Source organism: Cellulomonas fimi, assembly GCF_012952065.1.
GTDB lineage: Bacteria > Actinomycetota > Actinomycetes > Actinomycetales > Cellulomonadaceae > Pengzhenrongella > Pengzhenrongella fimi_A.
This window is the reverse complement of sequence record NZ_JABCJJ010000018.1, coordinates 1-16,850: the sequence shown is the minus strand read 5'-3', so window position 1 is coordinate 16,850 and position 16,850 is coordinate 1. Positions and strand designations below refer to the sequence as shown.

General features: G+C 75.9%; 13 protein-coding genes. 8 read left to right on the top strand and 5 right to left on the bottom strand.

All coding sequences use genetic code 11. From position 1 onward, the window contains the following. Positions 1–12: 12 nt before the first annotated feature. Positions 13–1,107 (top strand): glycosyltransferase family 4 protein, encoded by a 1,095-nt coding sequence (locus tag HIR71_RS11600; protein WP_211374101.1) that lies wholly within the window; start codon positions 13–15, stop codon positions 1,105–1,107. Beyond that, positions 1,104–2,186 carry a glycosyltransferase family 2 protein gene (locus tag HIR71_RS11595; RefSeq protein ID WP_169325231.1) on the top strand — a complete coding sequence of 361 codons (1,083 nt, stop codon included), beginning with the start codon at positions 1,104–1,106 and terminating at the stop codon, positions 2,184–2,186. The genes HIR71_RS11600 and HIR71_RS11595 overlap by 4 nt, the downstream gene beginning before the upstream one ends. Positions 2,187–2,191: 5 nt before the next feature. On the opposite strand, the gene HIR71_RS11590 is transcribed toward HIR71_RS11595, so the two are convergent. The 3 genes from HIR71_RS11590 to HIR71_RS11580 form a co-directional block, all read right to left on the bottom strand. After that, positions 2,192–3,370, bottom strand: a complete 1,179-nt coding sequence (locus HIR71_RS11590; protein ID WP_169325230.1) for an acyltransferase family protein — start codon at positions 3,368–3,370, stop codon at positions 2,192–2,194. Positions 3,371–3,490: 120 nt separating this feature from the next. After that, complete coding sequence (gene purE, locus HIR71_RS11585) at positions 3,491–4,045, bottom strand: 5-(carboxyamino)imidazole ribonucleotide mutase (RefSeq protein WP_169325229.1); 555 nt, start codon at positions 4,043–4,045, stop codon at positions 3,491–3,493. After that, positions 4,042–5,295, bottom strand: a complete 1,254-nt coding sequence (locus HIR71_RS11580) for a 5-(carboxyamino)imidazole ribonucleotide synthase (protein ID WP_169325228.1) — start codon at positions 5,293–5,295, stop codon at positions 4,042–4,044. The genes purE and HIR71_RS11580 overlap by 4 nt, the downstream gene beginning before the upstream one ends. 143 nt (positions 5,296–5,438) lie before the next feature. Here HIR71_RS11580 and HIR71_RS11575 point away from each other — a divergent pair, with 143 nt between their 5' ends. Beyond that, entirely contained in the window at positions 5,439–5,972 is a 534-nt protein-coding gene (locus HIR71_RS11575; RefSeq protein WP_169325227.1) for a GtrA family protein, read from the top strand. A 21-nt stretch (positions 5,973–5,993) separates the two neighbouring features. Here HIR71_RS11575 and HIR71_RS11570 read toward each other — a convergent pair whose 3' ends face one another. Next, the gene (locus HIR71_RS11570) at positions 5,994–7,316 is read right to left on the bottom strand and encodes an ATP-binding protein (RefSeq protein WP_169325226.1); all 1,323 of its coding nucleotides are present in this window, start codon (positions 7,314–7,316) and stop codon (positions 5,994–5,996) included. A 4-nt stretch (positions 7,317–7,320) separates the two neighbouring features. Continuing rightward, positions 7,321–8,013, bottom strand: a complete 693-nt coding sequence (locus HIR71_RS11565; RefSeq protein WP_169325225.1) for a response regulator transcription factor — start codon at positions 8,011–8,013, stop codon at positions 7,321–7,323. A 155-nt stretch (positions 8,014–8,168) separates the two neighbouring features. On the opposite strand from HIR71_RS11565, the gene HIR71_RS11560 reads away from it, so the two are divergent. The 5 genes from HIR71_RS11560 to HIR71_RS11540 form a co-directional block, all read left to right on the top strand. Then, positions 8,169–9,350 carry a sensor histidine kinase gene (locus tag HIR71_RS11560; RefSeq protein ID WP_169325224.1) on the top strand — a complete coding sequence of 394 codons (1,182 nt, stop codon included), beginning with the start codon at positions 8,169–8,171 and terminating at the stop codon, positions 9,348–9,350. Positions 9,351–9,384: 34 nt separating this feature from the next. Then, positions 9,385–10,152 (top strand): response regulator, encoded by a 768-nt coding sequence (locus HIR71_RS11555; protein ID WP_169325223.1) that lies wholly within the window; start codon positions 9,385–9,387, stop codon positions 10,150–10,152. A gap of 195 nt (positions 10,153–10,347) precedes the next feature. Beyond that, positions 10,348–11,193 (top strand): ABC transporter ATP-binding protein, encoded by an 846-nt coding sequence (locus HIR71_RS11550; RefSeq protein ID WP_169325222.1) that lies wholly within the window; start codon positions 10,348–10,350, stop codon positions 11,191–11,193. Beyond that, entirely contained in the window at positions 11,193–13,838 is a 2,646-nt protein-coding gene (locus HIR71_RS11545) for an ABC transporter permease (protein WP_169325221.1), read from the top strand. Before HIR71_RS11550 ends, HIR71_RS11545 begins: the two co-directional genes overlap by 1 nt. A 166-nt stretch (positions 13,839–14,004) precedes the next feature. Beyond that, a partial coding sequence (locus HIR71_RS11540; RefSeq protein ID WP_169325220.1) for an FHA domain-containing protein occupies positions 14,005–16,850 on the top strand: 2,846 nt, incomplete at its 3' end.

Sequence of the window (16,850 nt, the reverse complement as noted above, 5' to 3'; positions counted from 1 at the left end):
ACGATGCCGCCCGTGCGGATCACCCTCGACGCCACCCCGCTCCTGGGGCCCCGCACCGGCGTCGGGCGCTACGTCCAGCACCTCGTCGACGAGCTTCCGGCGGCGATCGCCCGCCGCGGGCTCGACGCCGAGGTCCGCGCCACCACGTGGACGGCCCGCGGCGCGCGCCTGACCGGGCTCCCGGCAGGCATCACCCAGGCCGGCCCCCGCGTCCCCGCCCGGCTCCTGCGCGAGCTGTGGCGACGGACCTCCCTGCCGCCGATCGAGGCCCTCGTCGGCCGGACCGACGTGTTCCACGGCACCAACTTCACGTCCCCGCCGACGCGCCGCGCGCGCGAGGTGGTGACCGTCCACGACCTCACGTACGTCGAGCACGCCGGGACGGTGAGCCGGGCCAGCCTGCTCTACCGCGAGCTCGTGCCGCGCGCGCTCGACCGCGGCGCGCTGGTGGTGACGCCCAGCGAGACGGTCGCGACCGCCGTCCGCGCCCACTACGCACTGCCCGCGGACCGCGTGCGGGCGACCCCGCTCGGCGTCGACCGGGGATGGTTCGACGCGACCCCGCCGGATCCCGCCTGGCTCGACGTCCGGGGGCTGCCGCGTGAGTACGTCGTGTTCGTCGGCTCGCTCGACCCCCGCAAGAACCTCCCGACGCTCCTGGCCGCGCACGCCCGGGCGCTCGCCGCTGACGCCGGCGTGCCGGCCCTCGTGCTCGCCGGCCCCGCGGGCCGCGAGCATTCCCTGACGGCGCAGGACGGCGTGCACGTGACCGGCTGGCTCGAGGACGACGAGCTCCGCAGCCTGGTGGCCGGCTCCCGTGCGCTCGCCCTGCCGTCGCTCGACGAGGGCTTCGGCCTGCCCGTGCTCGAGGCGCTCGCGTGCGGGCGGCCCGTCGTGGTGTCCGACATCCCCGCGCTGCGCGAGGTCGCCGGCCCGCTCGCGCACGCCGCCCCGCCGTCGGACCCCGACGCCCTCGCCGGCGCCCTGCTCGCGGCCCTCTCCGCCCCCGACGACGACGCCGCACGTGCGCTCCGCCGCGACCGGGCGCGCGAGTTCACCTGGTCCCGGTTCGCCGACCGGACCCTCGACGCGTACCTCGCCGCATGACCCGCGGGGCCACACCGGACGTCGCCGTCGTGACGGTCACCTACAACGGCGCGGACCTCGTCCTGGACTGCCTCGCCGGCCTCGAGCGCCAGCAGCTCGACGGGCTCGTCATGGAGGTCGTCGTGGTCGACAACGCGTCGTCCGACGGGACGGCCGAGCGCGTGGCGCGCGAGCACCCCGGCGTCCGACTCGTCCGCTCGCCGCGCAACGAGGGGTTCGCGGGCGGCAACAACCTCGCCCTGCGCAGCCTGACGAGCCGCCACGTCATCCTGCTCAACAACGACGCCGTGCCCGAGCCGTCGTTCGTCGCCGCCCTGGTGCGGGGGCTCGACGCGGCACCCGCCGACGTGGGCGCCCTGACGGCGACCGTGCTGCTGGCCGACCGCTTCCGGCCGGCGACGGCGTCCGACCCGGCCGGGACGCGCGTCGTCGGGCCGGACGGCGAGTACGTCCCGGATCCGCGCGGCCCGGTCACGCTCGTGAACTCGACCGGGAACGTCGTGCGCCGCGACGGCTACGGCGTCGACCGGGGCTGGCTGGCCGACGCCTCGACGCACCACCCGGAGCCCGAGGTCTTCGGCTTCTGCGGCGCCGCAGCGGTGCTGCGCACCTCGGCGCTCGAGCAGGTCGGGCTCTTCGACGAGGACTTCTTCCTGTACTACGAGGACTCGGACCTCTCGTGGCGGCTGCGGCTCGCGGGCTACCGGATCGAGCACTGCGCGGAGGCGGTCGTGCACCACGTGCACGCGGCGTCGACCGGCGAGGGCAGCGACCTGTTCCGGTTCCACGACGGACGCAACCGCCTGCTGATGCTCACCAAGAACGCCACGGGGGGGCTCGCGGTCCGTGCCGTCGGTCGCTACCTCCTGACCACCGCCTCGATCGCGGTGCGCCGGAGCCAGCCGTGGTCCGCGGTCCGCGTGCGGCTCCGCGTCGTCGGCTCGTACGTCCGGCTGCTGCCCGCCATGCTGCGCGAGCGCCGGCGGATCGGCCGCACGGCGCGCGTCCCCCGCGCGGAGGTCGAGGCGCGGCTCGCGCCCCCGCCGGCCGGTCGTGCGACGGGCGGCTACCGGGCCTGACGTGGTCAGCGCACCTGCGGTCCCGGCACGACGAGGGACCGCACGCTCGGCAGCCGCTCGAGCGCGCCCTGGACGCCCCGGCGCAGCCGCGGCCCGAGCGTCCGCTCGACCCCGACGTGGATCGCCGCCGCCATCACGAGCGCGAGCGTCATCACGACCGCGAGCGTCGCCGCCGGTGGCAGCCCCGGGTGCAGCTTCGAGATCCCCCACCAGCCCCAGTGCTCGTGGATCAGGTAGAGCGGGTAGGTGAGAGTGCCCGCGGCCGTCAGCCAGCGCGCGTCCATGCGGGAGACCCGGGTGAGGCCGGCGACGGCGACCAGCGCGACGCACGCGACGACCAGCACGCCGAACGTCACCGCCGACGGCGTCGCGTCGGTGTTCCTCGCCTGCATGGCCAGCTGGTTCGGCACGACGAGCCACACGGCGGCCGCCGTGTTCGCGGCGACGAGCAGCCACGCCGCGCGCGAGGGGCCCGAGCGCATGATCACGTACAGCACCATGCCGGCCGCGAAGAGCGGCGCGTACTCCGTGACCAGCACGACGCGCAGCCACTGCGGCCCGGTGACGTCGGCGACCAGCGCCGCGGCCGGCCACGCCGTCGCGAACACCAGCACCCGGTGCCGGGTGACGCCGATCGCGGTGAGCACGAGGATCAACGCGTAGAACCGCAGCTCGGTCCAGAGCGTCCAGTAGACGCCGTCGACGTGGTCGACCTCGAACAGGCTCTGAAACATCGTGAGGTTGACCCCGACCTGGCCGGGCGTGACGTTCTTGCCCTCGGGCCAGATCCACAGCAGCAGGGCGCCCGTCAGGAGCACGCCCGCCCAGTACGCGGGGTACAGGCGCGCGATCCGCGACGCCGCGACGTTGGCGACCGAGCGGCCCCAGGCGGTCATGAGGATGACGAAGCCGCTGAGCACGAAGAACATCTCCGGGCCGAGCGCGAAGTACACGACCCAGCTCCCCAGCTGCGGGAAGACCTCGGCCGGCGGCTGGCCCCACGCCTGCGAGTTGCGCACCGTGTAGTGGTAGAGCATGACGCCCACGGCGGCGAAGAAGCGCAGCCCGTCGAGCGCGACGAGTCGCGGGGTCCGGGCGACCTGCCCGTCCGGCGACCCGGCGGGTGGTGCGCCGGTCAGCGCGCCCGGGGGCACCAGGGACGTACTGACGGTCGCCTCAGCCATCACTCGACGGTAGGCGCGAAGCGGCGGACTCGCAGGTCGAGGGCCGTCGCGGTCGACGGCGCCGCACGCCCACCGCGGTGCGGGACGCGCTCGTCCGAGCGACGGACCGCTGACCCCCGATCAGGCGCTGAAGCCGGTCGATTGACCGCGCCCCCCGGAGCCGTACCGCGAGCGCAGGCGCTCGCCCTTCGCCGTCGCCTGCGCAGCGAGACCGTCCTGGAAGTCGCGCATCGCCGCTCGCAGCCGCGCGGCGTCGTCGTCCGTTCCCGACGCCAGGATCCGCACCGCGAGCAGGCCGGCGTTGCGGGCGCCGCCGACCGAGACGGTCGCGACCGGGACGCCGGCAGGCATCTGGACGATCGACAGCAGCGAGTCCATGCCGTCGAGATGGGCGAGGGGCACCGGGACGCCGATGACGGGCAGCACGGTGACGGACGCGAGCATCCCGGGCAGGTGGGCGGCGCCGCCGGCGCCCGCCACGATCGCCCGCAGCCCTCGGTCGGCGGCGGTGCGGCCGTAGTCGAGCATCTTCTCGGGCTGGCGGTGGGCGGAGACCACGTCGACCTCGACGCCGACGCCGAACTCCGCGAGCGCGTCGGCGGCGCCCTGCATCACGGGCCAGTCCGAGTCCGACCCCATCACGATCCCGACGACCGCTGCTGCCCCCGCACTCATCGCGCTCCTCCGCTCGTCACGCGCACCGGGTCCGGCGCGTCACCGCGCAGCACCGCCGCCGCGGCCCGCGCCCGTGAACGGACGTCGTCGAGCTCGTCACCCGTCACCGTGACGTGTCCGAGCTTGCGCCCCGGGCGCACCGCCTTGCCGTAGAGGTGCACCTTGGCCCCCGGGTCGAGCGCCGTGACCTCCGGCAGGGCGGCGGCGAGGTCGGCGTGCGCGCTGCCCAGCACGTTCGCCATGACGGACCACCGCGCGCGGGCGGTCGTCTCACCGAGCGGCAGGTCGAGCACGGCGCGCAGGTGCTGCTCGAACTGGCTCGTGACCGCGCCGTCGATCGTCCAGTGCCCCGAGTTGTGCGGGCGCATGGCCAGCTCGTTGACGAGAACGGTCGGCGCGCCGCTGTCCGCGCCGGGCACCTCGAACAGCTCGACGGCCAGGACCCCGGTCACCCCCAGCCCGTCCGCGACCCGCACCGCGAGCTCGGTCGCCGCCCGGGCGAGCTCGGGGGTCAGCCCGGGCGCGGGGGCGATCACCTCGGCGCAGACCCCGTCCTCCTGGATCGACTCGACCACCGGCCAGGCGCGCACCTGGCCCGAGGGCCGCCTCGCGACGAGCACGGCGAGCTCGCGGGTGAACGGCACGCGCTCCTCCACCAGCAGCGGGACGCCCGTGCCGTCCTCCGCCTGGGCGGCCTCGAACCAGTCCGCCACGTCCTCGGCCGAGTGGACGACCCGGACGCCCTTGCCGTCGTAGCCGCCGCGAGCCGTCTTGACGACCGCCGTGCCGCCGACGGACGCGAGGAAGGCCTCGAGCGCGGCGTGGTCCGGCAGCTCGGACCAGCGCGGGCACGGCACGCCGAGCTCGGTGAGGCGACGCCGCATGACGATCTTGTCCTGCGCGTGGACCAGCGCCGCGGCGTCGGGGCGGACCGGGTGCCCCTCGGCGACGAGCTGCTCGAGCAGCGCGTTCGGCACGTGCTCGTGCTCGAACGTCAGGACGTCGGCCGGTTCGGCGGCGGCCGGGTCGCCGCGTCCTGCCGAGCCATCCCCGCTCGTCCCGTCGACGAGCGCGCGGACCGCGGCCTCGTCGCTCGCCGCGCCGACGAGTGCGTCGGGGACCACCTGCGCCGCCGACGACGCCGCGTCCTCGACCAGGGCGCGCAGGTGGACCCCGAGCGCCGTCGCCGCGGGCGACATCATCCGGGCGAGCTGCCCACCGCCGACCACCGCCACCACAGGTGCTGCCACGAGCGGTGAGCCTAGTCGAGCGCGTGCCGAACCTCGGGTCGCCGGAGCTTCCGCGCCGCCCGAGAAGCCCGGGGTCCGCCGGATCACGGCGATCCGCCCGGGCCCGGGCGACAGTCGCAGGCCCGACGGTCTAGCCTCTCCCGGTGACGACTCGCCGGGCGCCCTCCGCAGCGCGGGTCCTGGCCGCGCGCCGCCGCGGCGCGGAGCTCGCGCGGTTCGGCTCGGTCGGCGCGCTGGCCTACGTCGTCGACCTGGGCCTGTTCAACCTGCTGCGCTTCGGCCCGGGCGAGCTGCTCGGCGAGAAGCCGCTGACCGCCAAGGTGGTGTCGGTCACCGTCGCGACGGTGGTCGCGTGGCTCGGCAACCGCTGGTGGACCTTCGCCGACCGCAGGACCGAGACGCGCACGCGCGAGCTGCTCGGCTTCGCGCTGGTCAACGTGGGTGGCCTGGCGATCGGCGTGGGATGCCTCGCGTTCTCGCACTACGTGCTGGGCCTGACGTCACCCCTCGCCGACAACATCTCGGCGAACGGCGTCGGACTCGTGCTGGGCACGGCGTTCCGGTACCTCTGCTACCGCCACCTGGTGTTCACCGGCGCACCGACCGCCACGTCGCTCGACGCGGCGCTCAGGTCCCCGGACGGCGAGCCCCGGACCGACCTGAGCACGCGGGTCTGACGCTTCGGCCGGCCGGCGCGCTCACCGCCTCCGGCGCTCCTTGCCCGTCGAGACCACCGAGCCGCGCGGCATGACGACGTCCGGGTCGAGCGACCTGGGGACGCCGGCCAGGAAGATCGCGAACACGGCCGGTCGGCGCTGCGCGAGCTCGAGCCGGCCGCCGTCGGCCGTCACCAGGTCCCGCGCGAGCGCGAGCCCCAGCCCCGTGCCGGCTCCCGACGTCGTGCCGCGCTCGAAGATCCGCGGAGCGAGCTCGTCGGGGACGCCGTCGCCCTCGTCGGCGACCTCGACCACCGTCGCACCGCTGGGACCGCTCGGGCGCGACCGCACCGTCGTGCGCCCGCCGCCGTGCTTGAGCGAGTTCTCGATCAGCGTCGCGATCGCCTGGGCGAGCGCCCCGGGTGTCGCGAGCACCTGGGTGTCCTCGGCGACGTCGAGCACGAGCTCGCGTCCCGCCGCCCGGAACGTCGGCTCCCACTCCTCCTCCTGCTGGCGCACGACGTCGATCAGACGCACGGCCTCGGTCGTGCCTCCCTGGGCGCGTCGCGAGCGACCCAGCAGGTCGTCGACCACCGTGACCAGCCGCTCGACCTGCTCGAGGGAGATCCGTGCCTCGTCCTGGATCCCCGGGTCGTCCGACGCCGCGGCGATCTCCTCGAGCCGCATCGACAGCGCCGTCAGGGGCGTGCGCAGCTGGTGGGACGCGTCGGACGCGAACTGCCGCTCGGCCGCGAGCCGGCCCGCCATGCGGTCGGAGCTGCGCGCCAGCTCGGCCGCCACGAGGTCGATCTCCTCGACGCCGGACGGCTCGAGGCTCGGGCGGACCTGCCCCGACCCGAGCTGCTCGGCCGACGCGGCGAGGTAGACGAGCGGCGCGGCCAGGCGGTTCGCCTGCCACATCGCCATCGCGATCCCGGCCGCGAAGGCGACGACGGCCGCGGCGACGACGAGGGTGACGACGCGGGCGCTCAGCCAGAAGACGTCCCACCACGAGATCGTGAGGATCACGAGCGCCCCCGTGCCCGCGGCGGCCTCGGCCGACAGCGACCGCCCGGTGATGGGCTCACCCGCCTGCAGCCGGGTCCCGTCGGCCTCGACGACGAGCACCGACGCGGCGAGCGCGTTCGTACCGTCGACGTACGGGTCGAGCATGCTCTCGGTCATCGCGATGTCGCGGGAGTCGCGGAAGTCGATCGTGCTCGCGAGCGAGAGCGCGCGGTTCTCGAGCTCGCGCACCTCGGTGTCCCGCGCGTACTGCGCGCCGAGGAAGGCGAGGGGAAAGCCGAGGAGGAGGACCGCGACCGTCACCGCGGCGATCGTCGCCTGCAGGACGCGGCGCCGCATCCGGTCAGGCCACCGCGTGCTCGCCGGTCTCGAACCGGAAACCCATCCCCCGGACCGTCGTCACGTAGCGCGGCGCATTGGCGTCGTCACCGAGCTTGCGGCGCAGCCAGGAGACGTGCATGTCGAGCGTCTTGGTCGAGCCGGACGGATCCGTGCCCCAGACCTCGCGCATGAGCGTCTCGCGCGAGACGACCGTCCCGGCGGCGGCCACCAGCACGCGCAGCAGGTCGAACTCCTTGGCCGTCAGGTGCAGCTCTCGCTCGCCCTGGAAGGCGCGGTGAGCGGCGACGTCGACCCGGACGTTCTGCGCGTGCAGCTCGTCCTCGTCGACCGGGTCGCCGTGCGTGCGGCGCAGCAGCGCGCGGACACGCGCGAGCAGCTCGGCGAGCCGGAACGGCTTGGTCACGTAGTCGTCGGCGCCCGCGTCGAGACCGACCACCAGGTCGACCTCGTCCGCGCGGGCCGTCAGGACGAGCACCGGCGTCGTCAGACCCTGGTTCCGGATGGCCCGGGCCACGTCGAGGCCGTCCATGTCGGGCAGGCCGAGGTCGAGAACCACGAGATCGGCGTGGGCTGCGCTCTCGATGGCACCTTGACCAGTGCCTTGCACGATCACGTCATACCCTTCACGGCCGAGCGCTCGTGCCAAAGGCTCGGCAATCGCAGGGTCGTCCTCAGCCAGCAGCACCTGGGTCATTCGGCCATGCTAGGTCACGAGACCCCCTCGGCGTCGAGCGGACACCGGGAGATGTCGGTCCGCCGATCCGATCCGCCCCGACGCGGACCGCGCTGCGGCCGGGTCCGTCCGCAGGCGGACGCGACCTCGGTAGTCGCGCACCTACGCTGGCGCGCATGGGTTGGTGGGAGCGGGCGCACCGCTGGGTCGACGCGCGCGTGTTCGCCCTCGACGCCGTCGGCACGGCCGTCCTGCTGCTCGTGGCCGTCCCGACGGCGGCGCCGTTCCTCGGGAGCCCCGGCGGCATCGCTCCCGGGGTGTGGGCCTTCCTCGTCGTCCTCCCGCTCGCCTGGCGCCGCACGCGACCCGTCGCGTCCGCCGTCGCGGTGTACGCCGCCGGCCTGCTGCAGCTGCTCGCGGGCCACCCGCTCATCCTGCCCGCGGACCTGGCCGTGCTCGTCGCGCTGCACTCCGTCACCGTGCACGGCCCCACCTGGGCGCACCGCACCGCGATCGTCGGCGCGGTCGTGGGCTCGGGCGCGCTCGCGATCGGTCTCGTGCTGGTCGACGTCAACGCCGGGCTCGGCACCGGGCTCGGCGTCGCCCTCTTCGCCTCGATCGCCGCGCTCGCCGTCTGGGCGCTCGGGCTCGTGCGGCGAGCGCGGCGCGAGACCATCACCGCGCTCCGGGACCGGGCCGAGCGCCTCGAGATCGAGCGCGACCAGCACGCCCGGCTCGCGACGTCGGCGGAGCGCGCGCGCATCGCCCGGGAGATGCACGACATCGTCGCCCACTCCCTGTCGGTGGTGGTCGCGCAGGCCGACGGCGGCCGGTACGCCGCCCAGACCGACCCCGCCGCCGCGACGCGGTCGCTCGAGACGATCGCCGAAACGGGCCGGGCGGCCCTGGTCGACATGCGCCGGCTGCTCGGCGTGCTGCGCACCGGGGACGACGGCGAGGCGGCGCTGGTCCCGCAGCCCGCGGGCGACGTCGACCAGCTCCTCGAGCAGGTCCGGGCGAGCGGGCTGCGGGTGTCGCTCGTACGGGTCGGCGTCGATCGCCCCCTGCCTGCCGGGGTCGGCCTGGTCGTCTACCGCCTCGTGCAGGAGTCGCTGACAAACGTGCTCAAGCACGCCGGCCCCGATCCCGGCGTCACCGTCCTGATGCGGTGGTCGGCCGACTCGCTGCGCCTCGAGGTGGCGGACGACGGACGTGGCGCCGCCGCGACCTCGGACGGGCGGGGCCACGGGTTGGTCGGGATGCGCGAGCGCGCCGCCATCCTGGGCGGTTCGGTGACCGCCGGGCCGCGCCCGGGCGGCGGCTTCACCGTCCGCGCCGACCTGCCGCTGGCTCCATGAGCACCCCGCTGCACGAGAGAGGACGGTCGGTCACGTGACGCACGAGCCCGTGGAGGGCGCGGTGGTCCCCATCCGGGTCGCCCTCGTCGACGACCAGCAGCTCGTCCGCGCGGGCTTCCGGATGGTGATCGACTCGCAGCCCGACCTGCAGGTGGTCGCCGAGGCCGGCGACGGCGAGGAGGCGGTCCGGCTTCTCGGCCGCGACAGCTGGGCGCCGGGTGAGCGACCCGACGTCGTGCTCATGGACATCCGCATGCCGCGCCTCGACGGGCTCGCGGCGACGGCCCGGCTCACGGCGGCCACCGACGACACCGCCGACACCGCCGACGGCGCGGCCGACGCGAGGGTCCCCCGCGTCATCGTGCTCACGACGTTCGACCTCGACGAGTACGTGCTCGCCGCGGTGCGGGCCGGCGCCAGCGGCTTCCTGCTCAAGGACGCCGACCCCGAGGAGATGCTCGCGGCGATCCGGACCGTGCATGCCGGTGACGCGGTCATGGCGCCCTCGAGCACGCGTCGCCTGCTCGAGCAGCTCGTGACCGTGCTGCCCCCTGCCGGGCCGGGCGTCGGTGAGCGGACCCACGCCCAGCGCGCCGTCGGCGAGCTGACCGACCGCGAGCGCGAGGTGCTCGTGCTCATGGCGCGCGGCCGGTCGAACACGGAGATCGGGCAGGACCTCTTCGTCGCCGAGGCGACCGTCAAGACGCACGTCGGACGCATCCTGGCGAAGCTCGGGGCACGTGACCGCGTGCAGGCCGTCGTGGTGGCCTACGAGACCGGTCTGGTCCGCGCGGGGGCCTGAGGGCCTGTCCGCAGCCGGTCCGCAACCGGTCACGCTCGCCGGCGCCGGCGTCGTCGGGCGCCCGGGCTGACGCCGCGCGCGCCGAGGTACGACTGCGGGACTACCCGCGAACCCTCCCGGGGATCGATGTGGCGTCGTGCGCGCGGCTCGTAGCGTCGTGGCGCACCTCAGCGCACCGACACCCAGGAGACCTCCGTGGACACCACCGTCTACCGCCCCCTCGACCCCCCGACGCCGGGGGGTCGAGGGGGCGATCCCAGCACTCCAGCCGTCCGCGCCCGAGGCCTCGCCAAGGTCTACGGCACCGGCGCGGCGACGGTCCGCGCGCTCGACGGCGTGGACGTCGACTTCGCCGCGGGCGCGTTCACCGCGATCATGGGCCCGTCGGGCTCGGGCAAGTCCACGCTCATGCACCTGCTCGCCGGGCTCGACACCGCGTCGTCGGGCGCGGCCTACCTGGGCGGGACCGAGATCACGACCCTGGACGACGGCGCCCTCACCCGGCTCCGGCGTGACCGCGTCGGCTTCGTCTTCCAGTCGTTCAACCTCCTGCCGATGTTCACGGCGCAGCAGAACATCACGCTGCCCCTCGAGCTCGCGGGCGCGGGCCTGGACCACGAGTGGTTCGACCTGCTCGTCACGACGCTCGGCCTGCGCGACCGGCTCACCCACCGGCCCGCCGAGCTGTCGGGCGGTCAGCAGCAGCGCGTCGCGATCGCCCGCGCGCTCATCGCCAAGCCGGAGGTCGTCTTCGCGGACGAGCCCACCGGCAACCTCGACTCCCGCTCGGGAGCCGAGGTGCTGAGCTTCCTGCGCCGGTCGGTCCGCGAGCTCGGCCGGACGATCATCATGGTCACGCACGACCCGACCGCGGCCGCCTACGCCGACCGCGTGGTCCTGCTCGCCGACGGTCGGATCGCGGGGGACATCGCCGACCCCACGCCCGAGTCGGTTCTCACCGGGCTCGACGCCCTGCGCTCGCTCGACGGCGCGGCGGGTCACGTGGGTGCCGCAGCGGGTCAGGGACCGGTGAGCCGCTGATGCTGCGCCTTACCCTGGCCCAGATGCGGCGCAGCCTCGGCCGGCTGACGGCCGCGGGCATCGCCATCGCCATCGGGACCGCGTTCGTGGCGGCCACCCTCATCGCGGGCGGCGTCATCACGCGGACGACCTACGACGCCGTCTCCGCCTCCTACGCCGACGCCGACCTCGTCGTGACCGCGCCGAGCGACGAGGAGCTGACCGCGGACCAGCTCGACACCCTGCGACGCACGCCCGGCGTGGCGGCCGTGGACGGCCGGCTCGTGCAGTGGGTCGAGGTCTCGAAGGGACCCCGACGCGCGTACCACGAGGTCACCGTGGTCGCCTCACACCCGCGGCTCGACGCCCAGACGGTGGCCGAGGGCTCCTTCCCCGCGCGCACGGGCGAGATCGCGCTGCCCGGGCCGGTCGCCGAGCGGCTCGGCGTCGGCGTCGGGGACCCGGTGACCACGAGCCGGTCCGTCTGGGGCGCCGGCGCCGAGGGCGCCGACGGCACGGACGGCAGGTGGGTCGAGGAGTCCGAGGAGCTCACCGTCGTGGGCATCACCGACGACCCCGCCGGCGCCTTCGCGCAGTCGGGCGGGGCGGTCGTCGTCACACGGGCGGACGCGGAGCGCTGGGACGCGGCCTCCCGGACCGACCCGTCGGCGGAGGCGACCTACGGGCGCGCCGTCGTCGCGCTCGACCCCGGCGTCTCGCTGACCGCCGGGAAGGACGCCGTCACGGCCGCCGCGCCCGACCGCTCGACCGTCCGGACCAAGGACGAGCAGGCCGAGGCCATCACCGCCGAGCTGACCGGCGGCGCCGACGTGTTCACGACGATCGTGCTGGGCTTCGCGGCCGTCGCGCTGCTCGTCGCCGCGCTCGTCATCGCCAACACGTTCCAGGTCCTGATCGCCCAGCGGACCCGCACCCTGGCTCTCCTGCGGTGCGTGGGGGCCGACAAGAAGCAGCTCCGCCGCTCCGTCCTGGTCGAGGCCGCGCTGCTGGGTCTGGGCGGATCGTTCGTCGGGCTCGTCGTCGGCGTCGGGCTCGCCCAGGTCGCGCTGTCGGTGCTGGGTGCGAGCAACCTCGACGTCCCCCTGCCCGCGGCGGTGCCGATCTCGCCCGCGGTCGTCATCGCACCGCTGGTGGTCGGGACGCTGATGACCGTGCTCGCCTGCTTCGCGCCGGCCCGTGCCGCGACCCGCGTGTCGCCGCTCGCCGCGCTCCGGCCGGCCGACGCGCCGGCGGTGACGCAGCGGCGGAACCTGCCGCGGCTCGTGCTCGCGACGCTGCTCACGGTGGGCGGGATCGCGCTGCTGCTGCTCGCGGTGGCCGTCGGGCGCCGGATCGACGAGGTCGCCGCACTGGGGATCGGCGTGCTCGGTGGCGCGCTGTCGTTCGTCGGCGTCCTGGTCGGTGCGGTCTTCTGGGTCCCGCGGGTGGTGGCGGCAGTCGGTCGTCTGCTCGCGGGCACCGGGACGGCGGCCCGGCTCGCGGCCGCGAACTCCGTGCGGAACCCGCGCCGCACCGCCGCGACGAGCACCGCCCTGCTGATCGGCGTCACGCTCGTGACGATGATGAGCACGGGGGCCGCGAGCGCGCGGGTGACCCTGGGCCAGGAGCTCGACACCGAGTTCCCGGTCGACGTGGTCATCGCGACCCCTGGCGGGTCGGCGGACGCGGAGGCGGCCGGTCTCGCCGTGCCGGCCCTGGTCCGCGAGGTCGAGGACGTCGCGGGCGTCGCGCAGGTCGTCGCGCTGCGCCGCCTGGACGTGCGGGTCGAGCTCGCCACGGGTGACGAGGCCTTCTCGACCGCGCAGGCCGTCGGTGCCGCCGAGGCGGCCGCCCTGCTGCGGGCGCCGTCGATGGTCGCCGACCTCGACGACACGACGGTCGTCGTCTCCTCCCAGCTCGCGGAGGCGCTCGGTCTCGTGGGTGGCGAGACCGTCACGGTCGAGCCCGACGCGTCCGGCGCGCAGGGCGCGGTCGGGGGCACCGGGACGGTCGGCGCCGCGACGGCAGCGACACCGCTCGGGCTGACCGTCGTCGTGTCGGACCTGCCGGACGGCGTGCTCGTGACGCCCGCCGTGCTCGACCGGATGGGCGTCGAGGTGCCGGCCAACGAGGTGTGGGCACGGCTGACCGACGTGACCGACGCCGCCGTCGTCGTCCCCGCGATCCAGGACGCGCTCTCCGACACAGCGGTCCAGATCGGGGGCGGGGGCGTCGAGCGGGCGCGGTACCAGCAGGTGATCGACACGCTGCTGGCGGTCGTGGTGGGCCTGCTGGCGGTCGCGGTCGTCATCGCGCTGATCGGCGTGGCGAACACGCTGTCGCTCTCGGTGCTCGAACGTCGACGCGAGTCGGCGACCCTGCGCGCGCTGGGACTCTCGCGGCGTCAGCTCCGGGGCACCCTCGCGATCGAGGGGATGCTCATCGCGGGCGTCGGCGGGGTCCTCGGAGCGACCCTGGGAACGCTGTACGGGTGGGCCGGGGCGGCCACCGTCCTCGGCGTGGTCGGTGACGTCCGGCTCGAGGTGCCGTGGCGTGACCTCGGGCTCGTGGTCGCGGTCGCGGTGGTGGCGGGCCTGCTCGCCTCGATCCTGCCCGGACGCGCGGCGGCGCGGACGTCTCCGGTGGCGGCGCTCGCGGTGGAGTGAGATCGGTGGGTCTGGTGACCGGGCGGGTCTGGCGACGGGGCGGGTCTCGTGACCGGGCGGGTCTCGTGACCGGGTGACCTGACGATCGGGCCTGTGGAACGCGGGCTCGTCCCCGTCCGGCGGCGGCCGCCCGCCGCCGGACGCGGGACCCGGCGAGAGTGGGCGCGTGCTGCTCACCCTCGCCGGCCCGCCCGGCTCCTCCGACGTCGACCTCGAGGTGCCCGACGGCGCGCGGCTCGGCGACCTCCGCCCGCACCTGGCGCTCGCCGTGGGTCGGGCGGAGCTGGCGCGGGGCGGTGCGCTCGCGGTCGACGAGACGGTGCTCGACGACGACCAGCTCACCGGCCAGGTCCCGCTCCTCGCGGGCGCGCTGCTGCGCGACGGGCAGGGCCCCGTCGACCCGGACCGCGCCGCGCTGCGTTCCCCCTGGCACCTCGCGGTGGTCTCCGGGCCGGAGTGCGGGGACCTCGTCGGTCTGGGTGGCGCCGACGCCGTGCCCGCGCTGGTCGTGGGCCGCACCGGTGAGCTGGCCGTGCGCGACCCCGGCGTCTCCCGCCGGCACCTCGAGGTGCGGGTCGCAGGTGGCGGGCTCCAGGTCCGGGACCTGGGATCGAGCAACGGGACGCGGCTCGTCCGCTCGCGCGCCCGCGACGGTGATCGGCGCGACGACGACACGCGCGGAGGCGACCGACCCCGGCCGCCGCTCATGGCGCGCGGCCGTCGCGTGGGACGGCGACCCGTCCGCCTGCACGCGGGCGATCGGCTCCTGCTCGGCGCCACGGTGCTCGAGGCGCGCCGGCCCCAGGACAGACCCCAACGCCTCGATCCGCCCGCGCTCGACCGTCCGGGTCGCGCGGGAGCGCCGCCGGGACCGGTTCGCGGTGCGCTGCGGCACGGCGGGAGCGCCGCCACCTGGCTCGCCCCCGCGCTGGGCTCGGTGGCGCTCGCGCTGGGCACGGGCAACCCCGCGCTGCTCGCCCTCGCGCTCGTGGGGCCGGCCGTCACGGGCTGGTCGGCGCTGCGAGAACGCGGGGGGCCGAGCCTCGGACGGCGCGGTGGGCCGAGCCTCGGACAGCGCGGTGGGCCGGGCCTCGGACGCAGACGGCTCGGCGCCGGTCGCGCGGCGGCACCGGCCGCGGCCGTCGACCCGGCACGTTGGCCGGCCGCTGTCGCTGCCGCTCCCGGGACCCTCGCGGCGCCCGCCGACCTCGCGACGCATGCGGTCCATGCCGTTCTCGCCGGACACGGACCGGACCCGCGGCGCGACCAGCACGAGCGGTCGGAGGAGTCGCTCCGACCGTCGCCGTGGCAGCTGTCGCCCGACGGGTGCGTCGCGGTGATCGGGCCGCGCGCCCTCGCGCTCGCCGCCGCGCGCGCCGTCGTGGCCGACGCCCTCCGTCCCGACGTCGACGCGGACGGCGCTGCGGAACGCGAGCGCGTCCATGTGGAGGTGGTCGGGACGCCCGAGGACCGCGCGGGCTGGGCGTGGTGCCGCTGGCTCGCCCCGGCACGCCGGGACGACGGGTCCGACGGGCTCGACGGGCTCGACGGGCGGGCGGGAGCCCACCGGACGCTGCTCGTCGCCGACTGCGGGACCGGCGGCAACGGGCTCGACGGCGGTGCGCTCGACCGGGGTGCGCTGGACGGGGGTGCGCATGACGGAGTCGGCAGGGCCGAGCTGGCGCGCCGGTGGGCGGGTGGCCGGGGCGCCGCCGTCGTGCTCGTCGCTCCCGCTCGAGCCGACGTCCCCCCATGGTGCGGCACCGTCCTGGAGGTGCGTCCACGATCCCCGGTCGCACTCCTGCACGTTCCCGCGGGGGCGACCCGACCGGTGCCGCTGCACGGTGTGACGGTCGCGTGGGCGGAACGGCATGCACGCCGCATCCGGGCGCTGCGGCACCGGACGGACACGAACGGCACTGCGGGTGCGGGTGCGGGCGCGGGTGCGGGTGCGGGTGCGGGTGCGGGTGCGGGTGCGGGTGGAACGGTGGAGGGCCCGCGGAGCGCCCGCAGCCCAGCGCCCCCCGCTCGGGTCGCGCTGACCGAGCTGCCGGGCCTGCCTGCTCCGCACGCGGCCGCCATCGCGGCGGGCTGGCGCAGCAGCTCCGACGGGGCGTCGGCGGGTCGACTCGTCGCCCGGCTCGGGCTCGCAGGCGCACGCGCGCCGGTGAGCGTCGACCTCGTGCGCGACGGGCCGCACGCCCTCGTCGCCGGGACCACGGGCGCCGGCAAGTCCGAGCTCCTCCAGACCCTCGTCCTGTCCCTCGCCCTCACGCACTCCCCCGCCGAGCTCGCTGTCGCCCTCGTCGACTACAAGGGGGGCGCGAGCTTCGGGGCCTGCGCGCGCCTGCCGCACGTCGTCGGGCAGGTCACCGACCTGGACGCGGCCGGAGCCGCACGGGCGCTGGCCGGCCTGCGCAGCGAGCTGCGGCGCCGCGAGCGCACCCTCGCGGCCGCGGGCGTGCCCGACCTCGCCGCTCTCCGCGACCGAGCCCGCCAGGACGGCGACGCGGTCGGCTCGCAGGACGTGCCGCCGCGGCTGCTCGTGGTCGTGGACGAGTTCCGGGCGCTCGCGGAGGATCTGCCGACGTTCGTCCCGGGTCTGCTGCGGATCGCTGCGCAGGGCCGTTCGCTGGGCATCCACCTGGTCCTCGCGACGCAGCGCCCGGCCGGAGCGGTGAGCCCGGAGCTCCGCGCGAACCTTGCTCTGCGGGTCGCGCTCCGGGTCACGGACGGCGCGGACTCGCTCGACCTGCTCGACGTGCCCGACGCCGCGTCGCTGCCGGCCGCGCTGCCCGGGCGGGCGATCATGCGGCGCGGGCCCGCCGCACCGGAGACCTTCCAGGTCGCGCACGCCGATGGCGCCCCTGGATCGGCGCACACCGCGGGCCCACCTCGACCTCGTGCGGCTCGACCCGGCGTACCGGGTGTTCTTCGAGGGCGCCGATCCGGGTGGGCCCGCGCAGGCGCTCGAGGTGAGCGGCGACCCCGAGGAGAACTGGACCCGGTTCG